Source organism: Streptomyces virginiae (assembly GCF_041432505.1).
Taxonomy (GTDB): Bacteria; Actinomycetota; Actinomycetes; order Streptomycetales; family Streptomycetaceae; genus Streptomyces; species Streptomyces virginiae_A.
The window spans coordinates 4,555,997-4,572,103 of sequence record NZ_CP107871.1 but is presented as its reverse complement, the minus strand read 5'-3'; the positions used below and the strand labels follow the sequence as shown (position 1 = coordinate 4,572,103).

General features: G+C 72.8%; 17 protein-coding genes and 1 pseudogene. 8 read left to right on the top strand and 10 right to left on the bottom strand.

Features of this window, described 5'->3' with window-relative positions; all coding sequences use genetic code 11:
• Positions 1–388: 388 nt before the first annotated feature.
• Positions 389–630 (top strand): annotated as a pseudogene (locus OG624_RS21330) (Uma2 family endonuclease); the annotation flags it as partial.
• 18 nt (positions 631–648) lie between these two features.
• On the top strand, positions 649–1,323 hold the full coding sequence (locus OG624_RS21325) for an MSMEG_1061 family FMN-dependent PPOX-type flavoprotein (RefSeq protein WP_371640859.1): 675 nt from the start codon (positions 649–651) through the stop codon (positions 1,321–1,323).
• Here the strand turns inward: OG624_RS21325 and OG624_RS21320 are convergent.
• Entirely contained in the window at positions 1,314–1,841 is a 528-nt protein-coding gene (locus tag OG624_RS21320) for a DUF4240 domain-containing protein (protein ID WP_033214763.1), read from the bottom strand. The two genes, OG624_RS21325 and OG624_RS21320, sit on opposite strands and share 10 nt — an antisense overlap.
• A 28-nt stretch (positions 1,842–1,869) precedes the next feature.
• On the bottom strand, positions 1,870–2,682 hold the full coding sequence (locus OG624_RS21315; protein ID WP_033214765.1) for a hypothetical protein: 813 nt from the start codon (positions 2,680–2,682) through the stop codon (positions 1,870–1,872).
• 32 nt (positions 2,683–2,714) lie between these two features.
• Here OG624_RS21315 and OG624_RS21310 point away from each other — a divergent pair, with 32 nt between their 5' ends.
• Positions 2,715–3,236, top strand: a complete 522-nt coding sequence (locus OG624_RS21310; RefSeq protein WP_033214770.1) for an LURP-one-related/scramblase family protein — start codon at positions 2,715–2,717, stop codon at positions 3,234–3,236.
• Here the strand turns inward: OG624_RS21310 and OG624_RS21305 are convergent.
• Together OG624_RS21305 and OG624_RS21300 are read right to left on the bottom strand one after the other, a co-directional pair.
• Positions 3,208–3,519 (bottom strand): hypothetical protein, encoded by a 312-nt coding sequence (locus tag OG624_RS21305; RefSeq protein ID WP_033214772.1) that lies wholly within the window; start codon positions 3,517–3,519, stop codon positions 3,208–3,210. The two genes, OG624_RS21310 and OG624_RS21305, sit on opposite strands and share 29 nt — an antisense overlap.
• Before the next feature lie 125 nt (positions 3,520–3,644).
• Entirely contained in the window at positions 3,645–4,424 is a 780-nt protein-coding gene (locus OG624_RS21300; RefSeq protein ID WP_033214775.1) for a carbon-nitrogen family hydrolase, read from the bottom strand.
• A 149-nt stretch (positions 4,425–4,573) separates the two neighbouring features.
• Here OG624_RS21300 and OG624_RS21295 point away from each other — a divergent pair, with 149 nt between their 5' ends.
• Positions 4,574–5,404 (top strand): maleylpyruvate isomerase family mycothiol-dependent enzyme, encoded by an 831-nt coding sequence (locus OG624_RS21295; protein ID WP_033214777.1) that lies wholly within the window; start codon positions 4,574–4,576, stop codon positions 5,402–5,404.
• A gap of 39 nt (positions 5,405–5,443) precedes the next feature.
• Here the strand turns inward: OG624_RS21295 and OG624_RS21290 are convergent, their stop codons facing one another.
• Both OG624_RS21290 and OG624_RS21285 read right to left on the bottom strand, forming a co-directional pair.
• Positions 5,444–6,802: an MFS transporter gene (locus tag OG624_RS21290; protein WP_371639702.1), complete on the bottom strand. Its 1,359-nt coding sequence runs from the start codon at positions 6,800–6,802 to the stop codon at positions 5,444–5,446.
• The gene (locus tag OG624_RS21285) at positions 6,799–7,449 is read right to left on the bottom strand and encodes a GntR family transcriptional regulator (protein ID WP_033215177.1); all 651 of its coding nucleotides are present in this window, start codon (positions 7,447–7,449) and stop codon (positions 6,799–6,801) included. The genes OG624_RS21290 and OG624_RS21285 overlap by 4 nt, the downstream gene beginning before the upstream one ends.
• 215 nt (positions 7,450–7,664) lie before the next feature.
• Here OG624_RS21285 and OG624_RS21280 point away from each other — a divergent pair, with 215 nt between their 5' ends.
• Positions 7,665–8,846: a DUF418 domain-containing protein gene (locus OG624_RS21280; RefSeq protein WP_033214779.1), complete on the top strand. Its 1,182-nt coding sequence runs from the start codon at positions 7,665–7,667 to the stop codon at positions 8,844–8,846.
• Here OG624_RS21280 and OG624_RS21275 read toward each other — a convergent pair.
• The 3 genes from OG624_RS21275 to OG624_RS21265 form a co-directional block, all read right to left on the bottom strand.
• Entirely contained in the window at positions 8,830–9,168 is a 339-nt protein-coding gene (locus OG624_RS21275; RefSeq protein WP_033214781.1) for a hypothetical protein, read from the bottom strand. The two genes, OG624_RS21280 and OG624_RS21275, sit on opposite strands and share 17 nt — an antisense overlap.
• 15 nt (positions 9,169–9,183) lie before the next feature.
• Entirely contained in the window at positions 9,184–11,055 is a 1,872-nt protein-coding gene (locus OG624_RS21270) for a C1 family peptidase (protein ID WP_244290628.1), read from the bottom strand.
• Between the two features lie 228 nt (positions 11,056–11,283).
• A complete protein-coding gene (locus OG624_RS21265; protein ID WP_033214785.1) occupies positions 11,284–12,393 on the bottom strand; it encodes an FAD-dependent monooxygenase in 1,110 nt (369 codons plus the stop codon).
• 166 nt (positions 12,394–12,559) lie between these two features.
• Here OG624_RS21265 and OG624_RS21260 point away from each other — a divergent pair, with 166 nt between their 5' ends.
• The 3 genes from OG624_RS21260 (at position 12,560) to OG624_RS21250 (ending at position 15,295) form a co-directional block, all read left to right on the top strand.
• A complete protein-coding gene (locus OG624_RS21260) occupies positions 12,560–13,570 on the top strand; it encodes a TetR/AcrR family transcriptional regulator C-terminal domain-containing protein (RefSeq protein WP_051762399.1) in 1,011 nt (336 codons plus the stop codon).
• Positions 13,571–13,581: 11 nt separating this feature from the next.
• Positions 13,582–14,787, top strand: coding sequence for a DUF1266 domain-containing protein (locus OG624_RS21255; protein ID WP_371639701.1), 1,206 nt, complete (start codon positions 13,582–13,584; stop codon positions 14,785–14,787).
• Positions 14,788–14,884: 97 nt separating this feature from the next.
• Entirely contained in the window at positions 14,885–15,295 is a 411-nt protein-coding gene (locus OG624_RS21250) for a PPOX class F420-dependent oxidoreductase (RefSeq protein WP_030714256.1), read from the top strand.
• 29 nt (positions 15,296–15,324) lie between these two features.
• Here OG624_RS21250 and OG624_RS21245 read toward each other — a convergent pair whose 3' ends face one another.
• Positions 15,325–16,089 carry a hypothetical protein gene (locus OG624_RS21245; protein ID WP_033214787.1) on the bottom strand — a complete coding sequence of 255 codons (765 nt, stop codon included), beginning with the start codon at positions 16,087–16,089 and terminating at the stop codon, positions 15,325–15,327.
• Positions 16,090–16,107 lie beyond the last annotated feature (18 nt).

The following is a 16,107-nucleotide window of genomic DNA, read 5'->3' as shown; positions in this document are numbered from 1 at the left end:
CCCACGCTAGCGAGAAGTGCGCACATTGATTCAGGAATTCCGAATATCGAGGATGGCGGACCTACCTGGGTGCACCGGGCCCGGGCGGCGTTGCGCGGGACCTTGCAGCACGGTGTGGTCCTTTCCGACGAGGCCCTCGACGCACTGCTCAAGGCCGCGGTGTACGACCCCGACCCGAGCTTCAACCGGCAGTTCGTCGAGCCGGCCCTGAACGCCTTCGGGCGCCGGCGTGTCCAGGCCGCGCTGCGCGAGTTCGTGCACAACGAGCACGTGGACGTCCGGCGCTGCATCCTCCCGCTGCTGCCGCTGCGGAAGTCCGCGTCCCCGACGGAGCTGCACGACCTGGTGGAGCAGGCGGTGGCCACGGCCCGCTCCCATCCGGACGAGTACTTCGCTGATCGTCGAGATCACGTCCGAGTCCATCGCCGAGACCGATCGTGTCGTCAAGCGCAAGAGGTACGCCGAGTACGGGGCACCGCTGTACCTGCTGGTCGACCGGTGGAGGTGACCGTGACGCTGTTCGCGCTGCCCGGGCGGCTCGGGTACACCAAGGTGGACGGGCCGCACCCTTTCGGGACGCCGGTGCGGTTGCCCGAGCCGTTCGGGATCGACCTGGACACCAGCGGGCTCCGGCCGGCGCCCGGTAGCGTGCCGGGGGTGACAGTCAGCACGCCGCCGAGCGGGCGGATATTCGATGCCTTGGACTCCACCGCCGTGCGGAGCACGGACGGGTTGCGGGAGCTGTACGAGGATCCCGGGGAGATGGCCCGGCGGAAGGCCGTGGACCGGATCCACGAGGCGGCGCGGGTGCTCATCGGCCGGTCGTCGTTGGTGTTCGTCGCCAGTGCCGGGGCCGACGGGAGCTGTGACGTGACGCCCCGGGGCGGGCCGCCCGGCTTCGTGTCCGTGCTCGACGAGTTCACGCTCGCGCTGCCCGACGCCACCGGGAACAAGCGGCTCGACACCGCGCACAACATCGTGGAGACGGGCCGGGCCGGGCTGATCTTCGTCGTTCCCGGGCGGGCCACCACCCTGCGGGTGAACGGGCGGGCCTGCGTGTCCGCCGATCCGCGGTTGCTGGAGCGGTTGACCGCCGTCGGCAAGCCGCCGCGCAGCGCGATCGTGGTGGAGGTCGAGGAGGCCTACCAGCACTGCCCGAAGGCGTTCCTGCGCAGCAACGCGTGGAAGCCGGAGCAGTGGCTCGCGGAGGACGCCGCGCCCAGTTCCGCCGAGATCACCCTCTCCCACCTGGATCTCCCCGGTCTGACGATCGAGGAGATCCGGCGGCAGGAGCGCGAGAGCCTCCTCCACCGCTACGAGTAGGCGAACAGGGCGCTCAGCCGGGGCAGTCGGGCCGCGATCTCCTCGCTGTCGTCGAAGTCGAAGTCCCAGGAGGGGTCCAGGGCCGGGTAGCTGATCGTGAAGGAGTCCGCCGGGAGCTCGCGGCCGGTGCCGGCCTCGTAGGCGGTCCAGGCGATCGAGAGGGCGTTCTCGTCCTCCAGGTCCAGGCCCTCGGCCGCGGCCCCGGCGACCGCCGGGTGCGCGGCCAGGGAGTCGGGGTCGGTCAGGGCCGTCTCGAAGGTCTCCCGGCCCTGGGTGAGGAGCCAGCCGCGGAAGTAGTCGAAGCCGTCGTCCGAGCAGCCGCCGTTGATCACGTAGGCAGCGGCCCAGAGCGGCGCCCGGTAGGACTCCGCCAGCAGGTCCCACAGCACCTGCTGGGCCGCCGCTATCTCCGACTCCGGCCGGCCCGCCAGGAGTTCGGCCGCGCGGGCGGACACCTCCTGCGGTTCCGCCTCCGCGCGAGCCGTCTCGATCAGCTTCCAGAACGTCTGCTTGTCCATGGGGAAAGCCTGGCAGCCGGGTCTGACATCAGGCGGGGGTGCTGAGGAAGGTCTGGAGGGATCTTGTGAGCGCCGTGACGAACGCGTCCTGTACCGGCGCCGGGACGAGGTCCAGGGAGAGGTACGGGTTCAGGTCCTCCAGCTCGACGAGGAGCAGTTCGCCCGACGGCGCCCGGCAGGCGTCGACCCGCTGGATGCCGTGGTCGAGGGTGTTCCACTCGACGAAGGAGCGGGCGAAGGCCAGGTCCGCCTCGGTCGGGGGGTAGAGCTCCAGCTCCCAGCGGCGGGCCGGATCGGGGGCGTACAGCGCGTACTGGAAGGCGTCGTCGACGAAGTAGAAGGACACCTCGTACGTGAAGTCGATGCGCGGCTGGATCAGCACGGCCCCGGCCGGCCCGTCCGGTGTCGCGGTGAAGGTGAGGCCGATGGAGTCGGCGCCCTGCTTCGGCTTGACGGCGTAGGTGGGGACCCGCGGCAGCTCGGCGAGGCGTGCCGGGTCGTCGATCGTCGGGATGACCGGGTGGCCGGAGGCCGTCAGGTCGAGGAGGTACTGCTTGCCCGCCATGTCGCCGCGGCCGGTGAGAGGGTTGTAGACGCGGGCCCCGGAAGCGAGGGCGGCCGCGCGGAAGGAGTCGTAGGCGTCCTGGTAGTGCAGGACGGGACCGCTGTTGCGGACGATCACCGCGTCGAAGCCCAGCGGCAGCATGGCCTCCGCGTCCGCGGGATGGCACAGGGCCAGGTCGAACGCGGCGCGAAGCCGGGACGTGAGGAATATGTCCTCGTCGCAGTAGCGGCGGCCGCGTGCGGGGTACGCCAGGTCGGTCACGTAGAGCAGGGGCATGAGGGCAACCTATCGCGGGCACTGATCAGCGCATGAAATACCTCGTACGGGACAAAATGCTGGCCATCGGGGACGACTACTGGATCGAGGACGAGGACGGCCGGCACGCCTTCCTCGTCGACGGGAAGGCGCTGCGCTTCCGGGACACCCTGGAACTGAAGGATCGGGACGGGCAGATCCTGATCACGTTGCGGGAGAAGCTGTTCACGCTGCGGGACGCGATGACCCTGGAGCGGGACGAGCGGCGGCTCGCCGTGATCCGCCGCAAGCGGCTCTCGCTGGTGCGGGGCCACTTCCGGGTGACCCTGGCCGAGGGCACCGCGCTCGATGTGAGCGGGCGGATCCTGGACCGCGAGTTCAAGGTCGAGTACGACGGTGAGCTGCTCGCGCTGATCTCGCGGCAGTGGTACCGGGTGCGCGAGACGTACGCGGTGGACGTGGTCCGGGAGGACGCGGACGCGGCGCTGCTGATCGCGGTCGCGGTGTGCGTGATCCGGTTGGCGGAGAAGGAGCGGGAGGGCGGGGTCAGTCCCGATGGTGTTCCCGGGCCGTGAGCTGGCCCTGGACGTAGGCGTCGGTCTCCGGTGCGTAGGGGCCGCCGTGGTCGAACAGCTGGTCGCTGATGCGCTGCCACTCCGCGGCCTCGGCGCGGACGGACGCGTCGGCGGACTCCAGGTCGCCCGCGTCCGCCAGCACCGCCTCCAAGGCGGCCTGCGCCTCGTGGTGGGTCAGGCCGGTGGCCCGCTCCCGGACGCGCCGGCGGGCCTCGATCTCCGCGTGGGCGGGCTCGTGGGGCTCCAGGGCGGCTTCCAGCACGGCCTCCGCGTCATCCGTCACGGTGTACCCGCCTCCTCGTCGTGGCTGCGGCGGCCGGCGCCGCCCGTCCTGCTCGTCTGCCCGCGCACGCGGGCGCCAACCGGGGGCCCTCGGTCGCCGGGACCCCCGGCGACCCCGGGGTCCGGTCAGCGGCCCAGGCGGCGGTCCTTCAGTGCCGGGAACTGGGAGCGGGTGTCGGCGACCTTGGCCGGGTCCAGGTCCACGGTCAGGACCTCCTCGCCGGGGCCCGCCTCCGCCAGGACCTCGCCCCATGGGTCCACCACCAGGCTGTGCCCGGCCTGCTCCACGCCCGCGTGGGTGCCGGCCAGCCCGCACGCCAGGACGTAGGACTGGTCCTCCACGGCGCGCGCCCGGCTCAGCAGGGTCCAGTGCGAGCGGCGGCGGGCGGGCCAGCCCGCAGCGACGACCATCGTGGTGGCCCCGGCGTCGACCAGGCCCCGGAACAGTTCGGGGAAGCGCAGGTCGTAGCAGGTGGCGATGCCGAGGGTCTGCTCCGGCAGGGCCACGGTGGTCAGGGAGTCCCCGGCCGACATGAGCACCGCCTCGCCCTGGTCGAAGCCGAAGCGGTGGATCTTCCGGTAGGTGGCGGCCAGCTCGCCGGCCGGGGAGAGGACGAGGGCGGTGTTGTAGAGGGAGCCGTCGCCCGCGCGCTCCACGACCGAGCCCGCGTGCAGCCAGACGCCGGCGTCGCGCGCCGCCTTGGACATGGCTTCGTAGGTCGGGCCGTCCAGCGGTTCCGCCTCGGTCTCGAACTGTTCGTAGGCGAAAGCGCCGACCGGCCACAGCTCCGGCAGGACGACGAGATCGGAGCCCGCCTGTTCCCGTACGAGTTCGGCCACCCGGGCACGTCGGGAAGACACCGACTCGCCCTCGTTCACTGCGATTTGGATCATCGAGGCGCGCACACTACCACCGTCCTGGCGTTCAAGCCGTCAACTCGGGCCTACGATCGTCACACGAAAGCACTGCCGGGGTGCTCACCGGCAGCGTAGTTTTGGAAACTGAGTCCACTGCTTCCGAAACGCGCCATTGAACAGCACCGCGAGGGGTCCCGTTGACCGTCCAGCCGCATCCCGCCCTCCAGCCCTATGCCGACGCGTGGACACACTCCATCGAGGCGATATCCGAGTTGGTCCTCCCGTTGCCGGAGGGGGAGTGGAACCGGGCGACACCGTGTCCGGGCTGGTCGGTCCGTGATGTCGTGTCACACATCATCGGCATCGAGTGCGAGCAGCTCGGGGACCCGCGGCCGATCCACACCGTGGCGCGGGACCTGCGGCACGTGGTGGACGAGTTCAGCCGGTACATGGAGGTACAGGTCGACGTACGGCGTCACCACACGGCTCCGGAGATGACCTCCGAGCTGGAGTACACCGTGATCCGGCGCTCCCGGCAGCTGCGGAACGAGAAGCGGGATCCGGCCACGATGGTGCGCGGGCCGCTCGGCGACCAGGTGACGCTGGAGCAGGCCCTGCGGCTGCGGGCCTTCGACGTGTGGATCCACGAACAGGACCTGCGGGCGGCGCTGGGGGTACCGGGGAACTGGGACTCGCCGGGCGCGTACGTGGTCCGGGACCTGCTGCTGGCCGGGCTGCCGAAGGTGGTGGCCAAGCGGGCGGGCGCCCCGGCGAACTCGGCGGTGGTGATCGACGTGCACGGGCAGCTGGAGTTCATGCGGACGGTACGGGTGGACGCGGAGGGCCGCGGCACCGTGGACAAGTCGCCGTCGCTGGGCCCGGCGGTGACCCTGACGATGGACTGGGAGACCTACGTCCGCCTGGCGGCCGGCCGGGTGCGGGCGCACACCGTGGCCGACCGGGTGAAGGTGGAGGGCGACGTGGAGCTGGCGGACGCCATCCTCACGCAGTTCGCCGTGACCCCGTAGGGCCCGGGCTCCTTCACGGCCGACCGGGTACCGCCCCGGTCAGGCCAGTGCGCGGCCCGGTTCCGTCGGGACGGGGCCGGGAGGCGCGGCGGGGCCCGAGACCGTGGCGTGGGCGCGTTCGCGTTCGCGGGCCAGGGCGAGGGGGCGTAGGCGCAGGATGTTCAGGACGCCCACCGCCTCCAGCACGAAGACCGTCGAGAAGGCGATGCGGTAGTTGTCGCCGGTGGCGTCGAGCAGGATGCCCACCGTCAGCAGCGTGGTCATGGACGCGAGGAAGCCGCCCATGTTCGTGATGCCGGAGGCGGTGCCCTGGCGCTCCGCAGGATTCGCCGGGCGGGCGAAGTCGAAGCCGATCATCGAGGCCGGTCCGCAGCCGCCGAGCACCAGGCACAGGGTGACCAGCAGCCACATCGGTGCCCGGTCGCCGGGGTATCCGAGGACCGCCGCCCACAGCAGGGCGGTGAGCCCGACCGTGCCCAGGGCGAGCGGGATCCGCGCGGACTGGCGGCGTCCGACGATCTGGCCGTAGACCAGCCCGAGCGCCATGTTCGAGGCGACGACCAGCGTCAGCAGTCCACCCGCGGTGGTCCGCGACAGCCCCTGCGCCTCGACCAGGAACGGCATCCCCCACAGCAGCAGGAACACCATCGCGGGGAACTGCGTGGTGAAGTGCACCCACAGGCCGAGCCGGGTGCCGGGCTCGGCCCAGGACTCGCGGATCTGCCGGCGTACGAACCCTCCCGAGGCCCCGGCGGTGCGGGGTGCGGGCCCGTGGCCCTCCGGGTGGTCCCGCAGGAACAGCACCAGCGGCACCAGGACCACCAGCCCCGCCGCCGCGCTGCCGGCGAACGCGGCCGTCCAGCCGACCCCGTGCAGGACCGGGGCGAGGACGAGGGTGGAGACGAGGTTGCCCGCCATGCCCACCAGCCCGGCCAGCTGCGCCATCAGCGGCCCGCGCCGGGCCGGGAACCACCGGGTGCCCAGCCGCAGCACCGAGATGAAGGTCATCGCGTCGCCGCAGCCCAGCAACGCCCGTGCCGCGAGCGCCATCCCGTAGGAGGGCGACAGCGCGAAGCCGAGCTGGCCGACGGTGAAGAGCACCGCGCCCAGGGTCAGGACCTTCTTGGTGCCGAGCCGGTCGACCATCAGGCCCACCGGTATCTGCATGCCCGCGTAGACGAGCAGTTGGAGCAGGGAGAAGGTGGCCAGCGCCGAGGCGTTGACGTGGAAGCGGTCCGCGGCGTCCAGGCCGGCCACGCCCAGGCTGGTACGGAAGATCACCGCCACGAAGTAGACGGCGACGCCGATGCCCCACACGGCGACGGCCTTGCGGCCGCCCGGCGGGTCGGCGGGTATACCGGGGAAGCCGTTCACCGGGCCGTTCACCGGGGCGGTCACCGGCCCGGCCCGCGCACCAGGGCCTCGACCCGGCCGATGTGCCCGCGGACCGCCGCGGACGCCGCCTCCACGTCCCCGGCGCGCAGCGCGTCCAGGATCTCGGCGTGCTCGGCGAGGGTGCGGTCGAGCCGTTCGGGGTGGGCGTGCAGCAGGGCCACGCCCATCCGCAGCTGCCGGTCGCGGAGTTGGTCGTAGAGCCGGCACAGGATCTGGTTCCCGGCGTTGCGCACGATCTCGGCGTGGAAGCCGCGGTCGGCGGCCATCATCGCGCCGAGGTCGCCCGCCTCGGCGTGCCGGCGCTGTTCGTCGAGCAGGGCGGCGAGCCGGTCCAGCAGGCCCGGTGGCGCCGGCACGGCTCTGCGTACGGTGAACTCCTCGACCAGGATCCGGGTTTCGAGGACGTCGGTGATCTCCTGCGCGGAGACCTGGAGGACCAGGGCGCCCTTCTTCGGGTACAGCTTGAGCAGCCCCTCGGTCTCCAGCCGCAGCAGCGCCTCGCGGACGGGTGTACGGGAGACGCCGACGGCCGTGGCCAGTTCGCCCTCGGTCAGGAGGGTGCCGCCTTCGTAGCGGCGGTCGAGCACCCCCTGCTTGACGTGCTGGTAGACGCGGTCGGCGGCGGTCGCGGCGGTGGCTGAGGCGGGCATGCGCACAGGATAGATACAACAGAGGTGCAAGCCGTGCCGGGTCCAGGATGTGGACCGGGGGCCCGCGGTCGCGGACCGCGGGCTCCCCGGTCGCCCCGGTACGGTCCCAGGACGCCAGGGTGTGGGCCGCGGTCCGCCCGCTGCATCGAAGGATGTATCGCGCCTTCGTCCGCCCGCAGGACGTACGGGGCCCCGCGCGCCGGGACGCTGAAGTCATGGCCGACACCCTGCTCGCCCCGGCGGCACAGAAGACCGCCAGGCTCCCGCTCCTGGACGTCCTGCGCGGCGCCGCGATCCTCGGCACGCTCATGACCAACGTCTGGATCTTCACCTCGCCCGGCTCGGAGTGGGGGGTGCTCCAAGGCGGTCTGGAACTGCCCGACCCGATCGCCGACCCCTCCGCCGCCCACCTCGCCGAGAGCGTCTTCCGCTTCCTCGCCGACGGCAAGTTCCTGGCCCTGCTGACGGTCCTGTTCGGGGTGGGCCTGGCCATCCAGTTCGACTCCGCCGCCCGCCGCGGCGACCCCTGGCCCGGCCGCTACCCGCGCCGCGCCGCCTTCCTCTTCGTCGAGGGCACCGTCCATTTCGTGCTCGTCTTCGCCTGGGACGTGCTCATGGGGTACGCCGTCACCGCCCTCCTCGTCGCCTGGCTGCTGGCCCGCTCCGAGAAGGTCCGCAGGCGGGCCATGTGGACCGCCGGTGGAGTGCACCTGGCGCTGATCTCCCTGCTGACCCTCGACGCGCTGAGCCGGCCCGCCGGGGCCCCGAAGAGCCCGGACCCGGCCGCCGTCGAGCTGTACGCCCACGGCGGCTATCCCGCCCAGATCGCCTTCCGCCTGGAACACTTCCTCGCGCTGCGCATCGAGCCGGTCTTCTCCTTCGGGCTGCTCGTGTTCCTCTTCCTCCTCGGAGTACGGCTGCACCGCGCGGGCGCCTTCACCGCCACCGCCGAAGGCCACCGCATCCGGACCCGGCTGGCCGTCGGGGGCCTGGGTCTCGGGCTGCCGCTGAACGCCGCGACCACCCTCGGCGGCTCCGACTTCTACCTCCTGGGCCGCTACGGCGCCGCCCCGCTGCTCGCCCTCGGCTACATCGGCCTGATCGGCCTCGCCCTCGACCGGCGGTGGATCCCGGCCCCGGTGAGCCGTGCCCTCGGCTCCGTCGGCCGCACCGCCCTGTCCTGCTACGTCGCCCAGAACCTGCTCTGCATGCTGCTCTGCTACGGCATCGGGCCGGGCCTCGCCGAACGGTTCGGCGGCAGCGGCCCCTGGTGGGTGATGGGCCTGTGGGCGGGCGTGAGCCTGACCTTGGCCGCCGGATCGTGGCTGTGGCTGCGCCGCTTCGACCACGGCCCCCTGGAGGCCGTACAGCGCGCGGCCCTCAGGCCCCGCCGGTGACGGCCACCACCTCCACGTCCAGCACGAACTCGTCGTACGGGGCCTCGTCCGGGTAGGGCGGCCGGATCTGCGCGAAGCGGATCCGGGCGCGGCCCCCGCCCGGGGGCCGCGCCCGGATCAGGTAGGTCCGCTCCACCGGCGCCCCCGGCGACGGAGCCGCCCCGGGCGCGGGCGCGGCGGTGGCCGCGGGGGCCTCCGCCACGCTCACCACGTCCGCGTCGCCGGTGACCTGCCAGGTCCACACGTACCCGCGCGCCCCGCGCCCGACGAGCCGCAGCTCGTACGGCTCGTCCGGGCCCAGCACGATGCTCCGTACCTCCACGCCCGCCCGGTCCTCTCAGCCGGGGCCGATCACCGACCCCTCGTGCCAGCCCGCGCCGTCACGCCAGTAGTGCTGAAGGCGGCGGTCGGTGCGCAGGACGATGACTTCCAGGTTGAACCCGAAACTGCCCTGGAGCATCCCGGTGACCGAGGCGACGTCGTGCCCGAAGACCGCGCCGCGCCGCCACGGCGAGCCGCCCGCGTTGCCGCGCCACCAGTGCTCGACCTGCCCACCGGCGACGGCCACGCACAGCTCGTAGTTCCCGGCGGTGTCCTCGTCGGCGGCCCCGAACTGCCCCTCGATCAGGCAGGGCGCGGAGACGGCCGCCGTACCGCTGCCGAAGATCTCCCCGGCCCGCCAGGTGAAGCCGTTGGGATCGTCGCGCCACCACAGCTGCATGCGGCCGTCGGTGCGGGTGGCGACGAGGTCGAGGTGGCGGGCGCGGGTCTGGACGAGGGCGGGCCCGTAGTGGGCGATGCCGGAGCCGAAGCGGCCGCCGTCGTTCCAGGTCCAGGGGGCGCCGTTGATCCGCCACCAGTGGCCCAGGCGGCCGTCGGCGGTCCGGACGACCACCTCGAAGTTGCCCGGCTTGCCGTAGTCGCTCTGGATGAACGCGGGGGTCGAGCCGACCGCCGCGTCGCCCGGCCCGAAGACGCCGCCGTCGCGCCAGACGGCCGCGGACTGCTCGTAGTACCAGTGGCGCAGCCGGCCGCCGGTGGTCACGTGCAGGGACTCCATGTTGCGGTTGTAGGTGGTGCCGGTGAAGGCGGGCTGCCCGGAGGCGTCGGTGGCGAAGGTGCCGGCGCGGGCCCACGCGAACGGCGGGTCGCCCTCGCGCCACCAGTGCTGGAGGCGGCCGCCGGGGGCGGTGGCGAGGAGCTCGAAGTTGCGGTGGGCGCGGCCGTTGCCGCTCTCGTAGACGTTGCCGGTGTGCAGCCGACGCTTGGTCCACGGGTCGGGGTTGGTGCCGCGCAGGCCGCACTTGGCCCAGTGGTCGATGTTGACCTCGCCGTAGGCGATCCGACCGTAGCCGCCGACGTGGTAGCCCGTCCCCCAGGAGTTCTTGAACAGCCAGCACCCGGCCGCGTCGTCGTAGCCGACGACCAACACGCAGTGCCCGCCCGCGAGATGGTCGCTCGTACGGTGGTACACGCCGGAGCCGAGCGCGAAGAAGTCGTCGTAGACGTCGAAGCAGGCGGTCAGCGGGCCGACCGTGTCCAGCCAGACCTTCTGCTGCTCCACGTCGCCGAGCCGGACGTAGTCGGTGATCCGGACGGTCCGGCCGGACCGGTCCCAACTGGGCGTGTACTCGGCGCGCCAGGCGTCACGACGGGCGGCGGGCAGCCCGGCGGGCGGGGTGCTGTACGGCCAGCAGTCCGGGTCGGCGAGCCCGCCGTTCGCCTTGATCCAGTCGAGGGCGGTCTCCGGGTTGCTGCCCTGGCCGCAGGTGAAACGCAGGCCGTCGTGGACGTCCCCCTCGGAGCGCTCCGCCCATACGTCGTGCTCGATCCGGGCCATGGACTCCACCAGGCCGGTGGCGCCGAAGGCCCAGCAGGAACCGCACGGGTTCTGGTCCTTGACCTTGGTGATCCACGGCCGACCCCAGCGGTCGCGCCAGTCCACGGCGGCGGGTCGGGCCGCGACCGACGGCCCCGCGACCCCGGGCAGCAGCCCGTGGGCGGCGCGGCGGCGGGTCAGGTGCGGATTGCCGCTCGGGTGCCCGATGATCCCCGGCAGATCGATCGTCCCCGCCTCCTCGGCGGTGGTCAGGTTCGCCCCGGGCTCCAGACCGAGCGAGGGCCGCGGCACGGGCTCCTCGTCGGCGAGGTGCTCCAGCACCGTCCAGCGCGCCCCCTGTGCGACGAGTCGCGCGCGCAACTCCCCCACCGATTGCGCAGACTCCTCCGGCATGGCGGCCCCCCAGCTGCAACCGTTCGGATCCAAGACCCGGGAGCGTCTCCCCGGCGCCCGGGGGCGTCAAGGGGGTCCGCACGGTCGCGCGGTGGCACGAGGGGGCGTGCCGCGTCACGGCCCTGCGTATGGTCCGATCATGATCCCCCTGCCCGTGGACACCACCTCGTCGAACCATGGTCTGACCTTCACCGGCGCCGGGGTTCAGTCGTCCAGAGCGATCGCGTTCTTGGCGTGGGTCACGGATTCCTCGGAGGCGGGTCCGCCCGGGTTCTCCGTCGCCAGCGCCTGGTTGAGGTCGACGAAGGGCCGCATCCGCTCCTCGTAGCGGGCGTACGCGGCGCGGTGGTCTCCGCGGGAGCCCGCGAGGGAGTCGGCCAGTACGTGGGCGCCCACCAGGGCCAGGCCGGTGCCCTGCCCCGTGAGGGGGGAGGGGCAGTAGCCGGCGTCCCCGAGCAGGACGACCCGGCCGCGGGACCACCGGTCCATGCGGATCTGGGCCATGGCGTCGCAGTAGAAGTCGCCGGCCTCGCGGGCGGCCTCGGCCAGGCGCGGCCCTTCCCACCGCAAGGACTCCAGCCGGTCGACGACGGTCCGCCGCAGGGCCTCGGCGGTGCGCAGCTCCGGGGCGAGCGGGGCGGACTCGAAGCCGAAGGCGACGCGCAGTTCGGTGTTGTCGCGCACGGGCATGATGCCGAAGCCCATGTCCGCGTCCCGCAGCCACATCTGCCAGTCCCGCAGGTCGAGGAAGTTGTCGGTGCCGAACACCGAGAGGTAGCCGCCCAGGTGGTGGGTGTAGGGCTCCTCGGGTCCGAAGGACAGGCGGCGCACGGTGGAGTGCAGGCCGTCGGCCCCGACGACGAGGTCGAAGGTGCGCGGCGCCGCGTGCCCGAACTCCACCCGCACCCCGTCCTCGTCCTCCTCCAGCCCGGTGACGGTGTCGCCGAAGAGGTACTCGACGTCGGCGCGGGTGTGTTCGTGGACGATCCGCACCAGGTCCTCGCGCAGCACCTCGATGTCCTCGCCGTCGAGGCGGCCGCTGCTGAAGGTCGCCTCGGTGGAGCGGCCGACCTCGCTGCCGTCGGGGCCGAGGATCGACATGCCGCGCATCCGGGTGCGTACCCGGCTCGCCCGCTCCAGCAGGCCCATGCGCCGCATCACGTCGAGCGCGACGCCACGGATGTCCACGGCCTGCCCGCCGCCGCGCACGCCCGGGGCGCGTTCGACGACGGTGGGCTCGAAGCCTTGGCCGTGCAGGAGGTGGGCGAGGACGGGACCCGCGATGCCGCCGCCGGAGATGAGTACGGTCCGCATGAGAAGCTCCTTCGGTGATCTGTACGCTGTACGCATTCTGAATGTACGACGTACACGCAGACCTCTCAACTGGCGAAACACCGCATCTGTACTAGTTCAGAACGGCCTCGACGGAGATCGTCACTGATACCCTCTGCACTAGTACAGGACGGAAAGGCAGCAGAACGTGACGCAGACCACAGGCACGGCGGGCGCGGCAGGCGATCCGCCCTACCTGCGCATCGTCGCCACGATCCGGCGACGCATCGCGGACGGGGAACTCGCGCCCGGGGACCGGGTGCCCTCCACCCGGCAGATCGCCGCGGAATGGGGCGTCGCACTCGCCACCGCCACCAAGGCCCTGACCACCCTGCGCATGGAGGGCCTGGTCGAGGCCCGTCCCCGGATCGGCACGGTCGTCGCCGGGAGCACCCCCGCTGCACCGGCCCGCCGGCGCCCCTCGCCCGCCCCGGACACCGAGCCGGAGCTGACCCTCGACCGGATCGTCCGCGCCGCCGTCGAGATCGCCGACGCCGAGGGACTCGCGGCGCTCTCCATGCGCGGTGTCGCGGCCCGGCTCGGCGTCGCGCCGATGTCGACCTACCGGTACGTCCCCGGCAAGGAGGAGCTGATCCTCCTCATGGCCGACGCCGCCTACGGCGAGGAGTCCCCCGCCGACGCCACCGCCGGCGCCGCCTTCGCCGCCGGGGACTGGCGGGCGCGTGTCGAGGTGGGCGCCCGGACCCTGTGGCGGCTCTACCGCAAGCACCCGTGGCTGGCCCGGATCGGCTCCCTGACCCGACCGCTGCTGGTGCCCAACCTGCTGGTCCACGGCGAGTGGATGCTGGGCGCCCTCGACGGCCACGGACTCGACCCGACCGCGCTCTTCGACATCCACGTCCTGCTCTACAGCCATGTGCACGGCCTGGCGGTGCACATGGAGCTGGAGGCCGACGCCGAAGCCACCACGGGCCAGTCGGAGGACCAGTGGATGGACAGCCGCGCCCCCGTCCTGCGGGAGCTGGTGGACTCCGGCCGCTTCCCGACCTTCGCCAAGGTCGTCGGCTCCTTCGAGAACGGCTACGACCTGCGGCTCGACGCGCTGTTCGAGCTCGGTCTGCGAGCCCTCCTCGACGGCCTGACCCCCGTCGTCGAAGGCCCGGGACGCTCCCGCGGCCCCGGGCCGGCGCCCGTATAGGGTCGGGCCGTATGGGGACGTGGATCGCGCCGAGCGCCATCGAGAGAGAGCTGTACGAGGCCAAGTCCGCCGGTGACTGGGCCGCCTACTTCGACGTACTGGCCCGCACTCCGCTGTACGTGGCGCAGTCCCGCAAGCGGTCCGACGAGCACCCCGACTCGGTGTTCTTCCACGCCACCCCGGACCGGACGCTCGTCGTCCACACCCCCGGCATGCTGCCCGCCCCCACCCCCGAGACGGTCTACGAGTCCCGGAGCCTGCGCTGGTTCTCCGAGGTCTGGGACGCCGACGACCCCGCCTTCCTCGCCGTGAACCCGCGGTCCCCCGTCGAGGCCTACCTCACCACCACCCCCGCCGACCTGGCCCGCTGGCGCGCCCACGCGGAGGCCGCCCCGCACTACGGCCTGCCCGAGGGCAGGATCCACGCCCTGTTCACCGGCGGCCCGCTGCACGGGCCCGTCGCCCACGGCCTCGCCGTCGGCTGCCATCTCGCCGTGACGAACGGCGAGTTCTGGAACTCCCTCGCCCACCACGGCAGCGGCTACCAGTACGAGCGCCACCGCGTCGCGAAGAGCTGGAGCATCACCGACCGGCCCGACTGGCTCGCCACCCTGGACACCCTGCTGGACCGCGGGATGGTCAGCCCCGTCTGGGAGTACGCGCTCCGCGTCCGGCGCGCCCTCGCCTCCGACTTCGCCGGACCGGTGGACATCGAGCACTGGCGGCACGTCGCCGAGGCGAGCCTGCGCCGCGGCGCCGAACGCGCCGCCGAACCGCAGCTCACCCCCGACGGCGTCACCGGCGCCCGACCGCGTCCGGCGGCCGAGGTCGAGGGGGAGATAGCCGGTGTCAAACGCCTCATCGGGCGGATCACCCGCTACGAACAGCGCTTCCGGGCCGACGGACTGCTCCCCGAGGACGGCTGGGTCCGCTCGGTGGAGGGCTGGGACATCGGCCGGGCCTCGCAGATGGCCCGCTGGGGCGTCAGCTGCCGCTACGGTACCGTCGCCGAGGCCGAGAAGGCCGTACTGCGCGCCGGGGAGGCCGCGCGTGACATGTACCGCTCGTGGGCGGAGTTCTCCGCCGGGTACGTCCTCGGCCGGTGTCTGCACTTCGACGAGGAGGAGTTCGGCACCTGGTACACGACCGCCTTGGCCGCCCATCTCGCCCTGACGACCGACCCGGCCAGCCCCTGGCTCAACATTCCCTGGAAATGAGCCGGGTTCCGTCCGCACCGTCGCCGACCTCGGGTAGTCGACGGCCCCGGCCGTAATCCGACGGCACGCCACCGGTCCTCCGACTAGCCTCGCGACCATGACTGTTGAGCTGAACGAGACCGTGCGGGGGCTGCTCGACGCGCCGCACCCCGCAGTCCTGTCGACCATCAACCCCGACGGAAGTCCCCAGAGTTCGGTGATCTGGGTGACCCGCGACGGCGGCGACCTGCTGGTCTCCACCGAGCAGGGCCGCCGCAAGGAGCGCAACATCGTCCGGGACGGTCGGGTCGGCCTGACCGTCTTCGACCTGGCCAACCCCTTCCTCTACGTGGAGATCCGCGGCACGGCCACCGTGACCGAGGACATCGGCCGGGCGGTGGCCGTCCGCATCGCCGAGGAGTACATGGGCCCGGGCGCCGGCAAGGAGTACGCGGACGCCCCGGCGGAGGACGTCCGCGTGGTCGTCCGCATCACCCCGACGAAGGTCCTGGGCAACGCGGCCCGGTAGGCCGACCCGACCGGGGCCGACCGGGCACCTCAGGGGAGTTCGGGCCGGACCTCGGACCAGGCGTCGACCGCCCTCGCCGACGGGTCGGTGTCCGCGAGGTGGGGCCGGACGAGCACCAGCCACGGGATCAGGCTCTTGATCCGGCGCAGATGCCGGATCCGGTGGTACGGGAGGTCCCGCCAGGCCCGGCCCTGCGCCGCGGCCTGCCCCGGTTCCAGGTCCATCAGCGCCAGCAGCTCCCGGCACAGGGCGGCCGGGTCACCGCCCCGGTCCGGGCCGAACTGTTCGATCAAGTAGACCTGTACGGAGGCCAGTTCGGGCGCCCTCAGCAGCTCGGGCCCGCCCTCGGCCCGCGCGCAGCGGTGGGTGGCGGCCAGCGCGACCCGGCCCCAGCGCAGCCGGATCGCGTCCGGCAGCCGCTCGTCGCGCATCCGCACCCCGGCCAGGACGCGCAGGGTCCGCGGGTGCGGTTCGTCGCGCAACGGCGGGTCGGTGGCCAGCCAGGCCTCCAGTTCCTCCAGCGCGTGCCCGTCGGGCGGCACCGAGGTCAGCACCTGCCCCCGGGTGAGGAGGGCGACCATGGCACCCGCGAGGTGGACCTTCGCGATGTGCCCGGCCTCGAAGGAGCCGACGGCCCGCCCGTGCCGCTCGATCCGGCGCAGGCCGATCCGGGACTCCCCGACGGCGTAGACCTGTCCGGCCCGGGCCACCCCACCGACGCACCGGACCACGCACACGCCGCCCGTGACGTCGGCCTCCTCGACGGAGTACACCTGCAGTTCGGCGATGGACACCCGCGCCCCCTTCCCCGG

Coding starts and splice junctions, on each gene's coding strand:
- OG624_RS21250 (WP_030714256.1), top strand. CDS start 14,885: ATGACTGTTGAGCTGAACGAGACCGTGCGGGGGCTGCTCGACGCGCCG.
- OG624_RS21310 (WP_033214770.1), top strand. CDS start 2,715: ATGAAATACCTCGTACGGGACAAAATGCTGGCCATCGGGGACGACTAC.
- OG624_RS21255 (WP_371639701.1), top strand. CDS start 13,582: ATGGGGACGTGGATCGCGCCGAGCGCCATCGAGAGAGAGCTGTACGAG.
- OG624_RS21265 (WP_033214785.1), bottom strand. CDS start 12,393: ATGCGGACCGTACTCATCTCCGGCGGCGGCATCGCGGGTCCCGTCCTC.
- OG624_RS21285 (WP_033215177.1), bottom strand. CDS start 7,449: ATGCCCGCCTCAGCCACCGCCGCGACCGCCGCCGACCGCGTCTACCAG.
- OG624_RS21315 (WP_033214765.1), bottom strand. CDS start 2,682: ATGCCCCTGCTCTACGTGACCGACCTGGCGTACCCCGCACGCGGCCGC.
- OG624_RS21320 (WP_033214763.1), bottom strand. CDS start 1,841: ATGGACAAGCAGACGTTCTGGAAGCTGATCGAGACGGCTCGCGCGGAG.
- OG624_RS21280 (WP_033214779.1), top strand. CDS start 7,665: ATGGCCGACACCCTGCTCGCCCCGGCGGCACAGAAGACCGCCAGGCTC.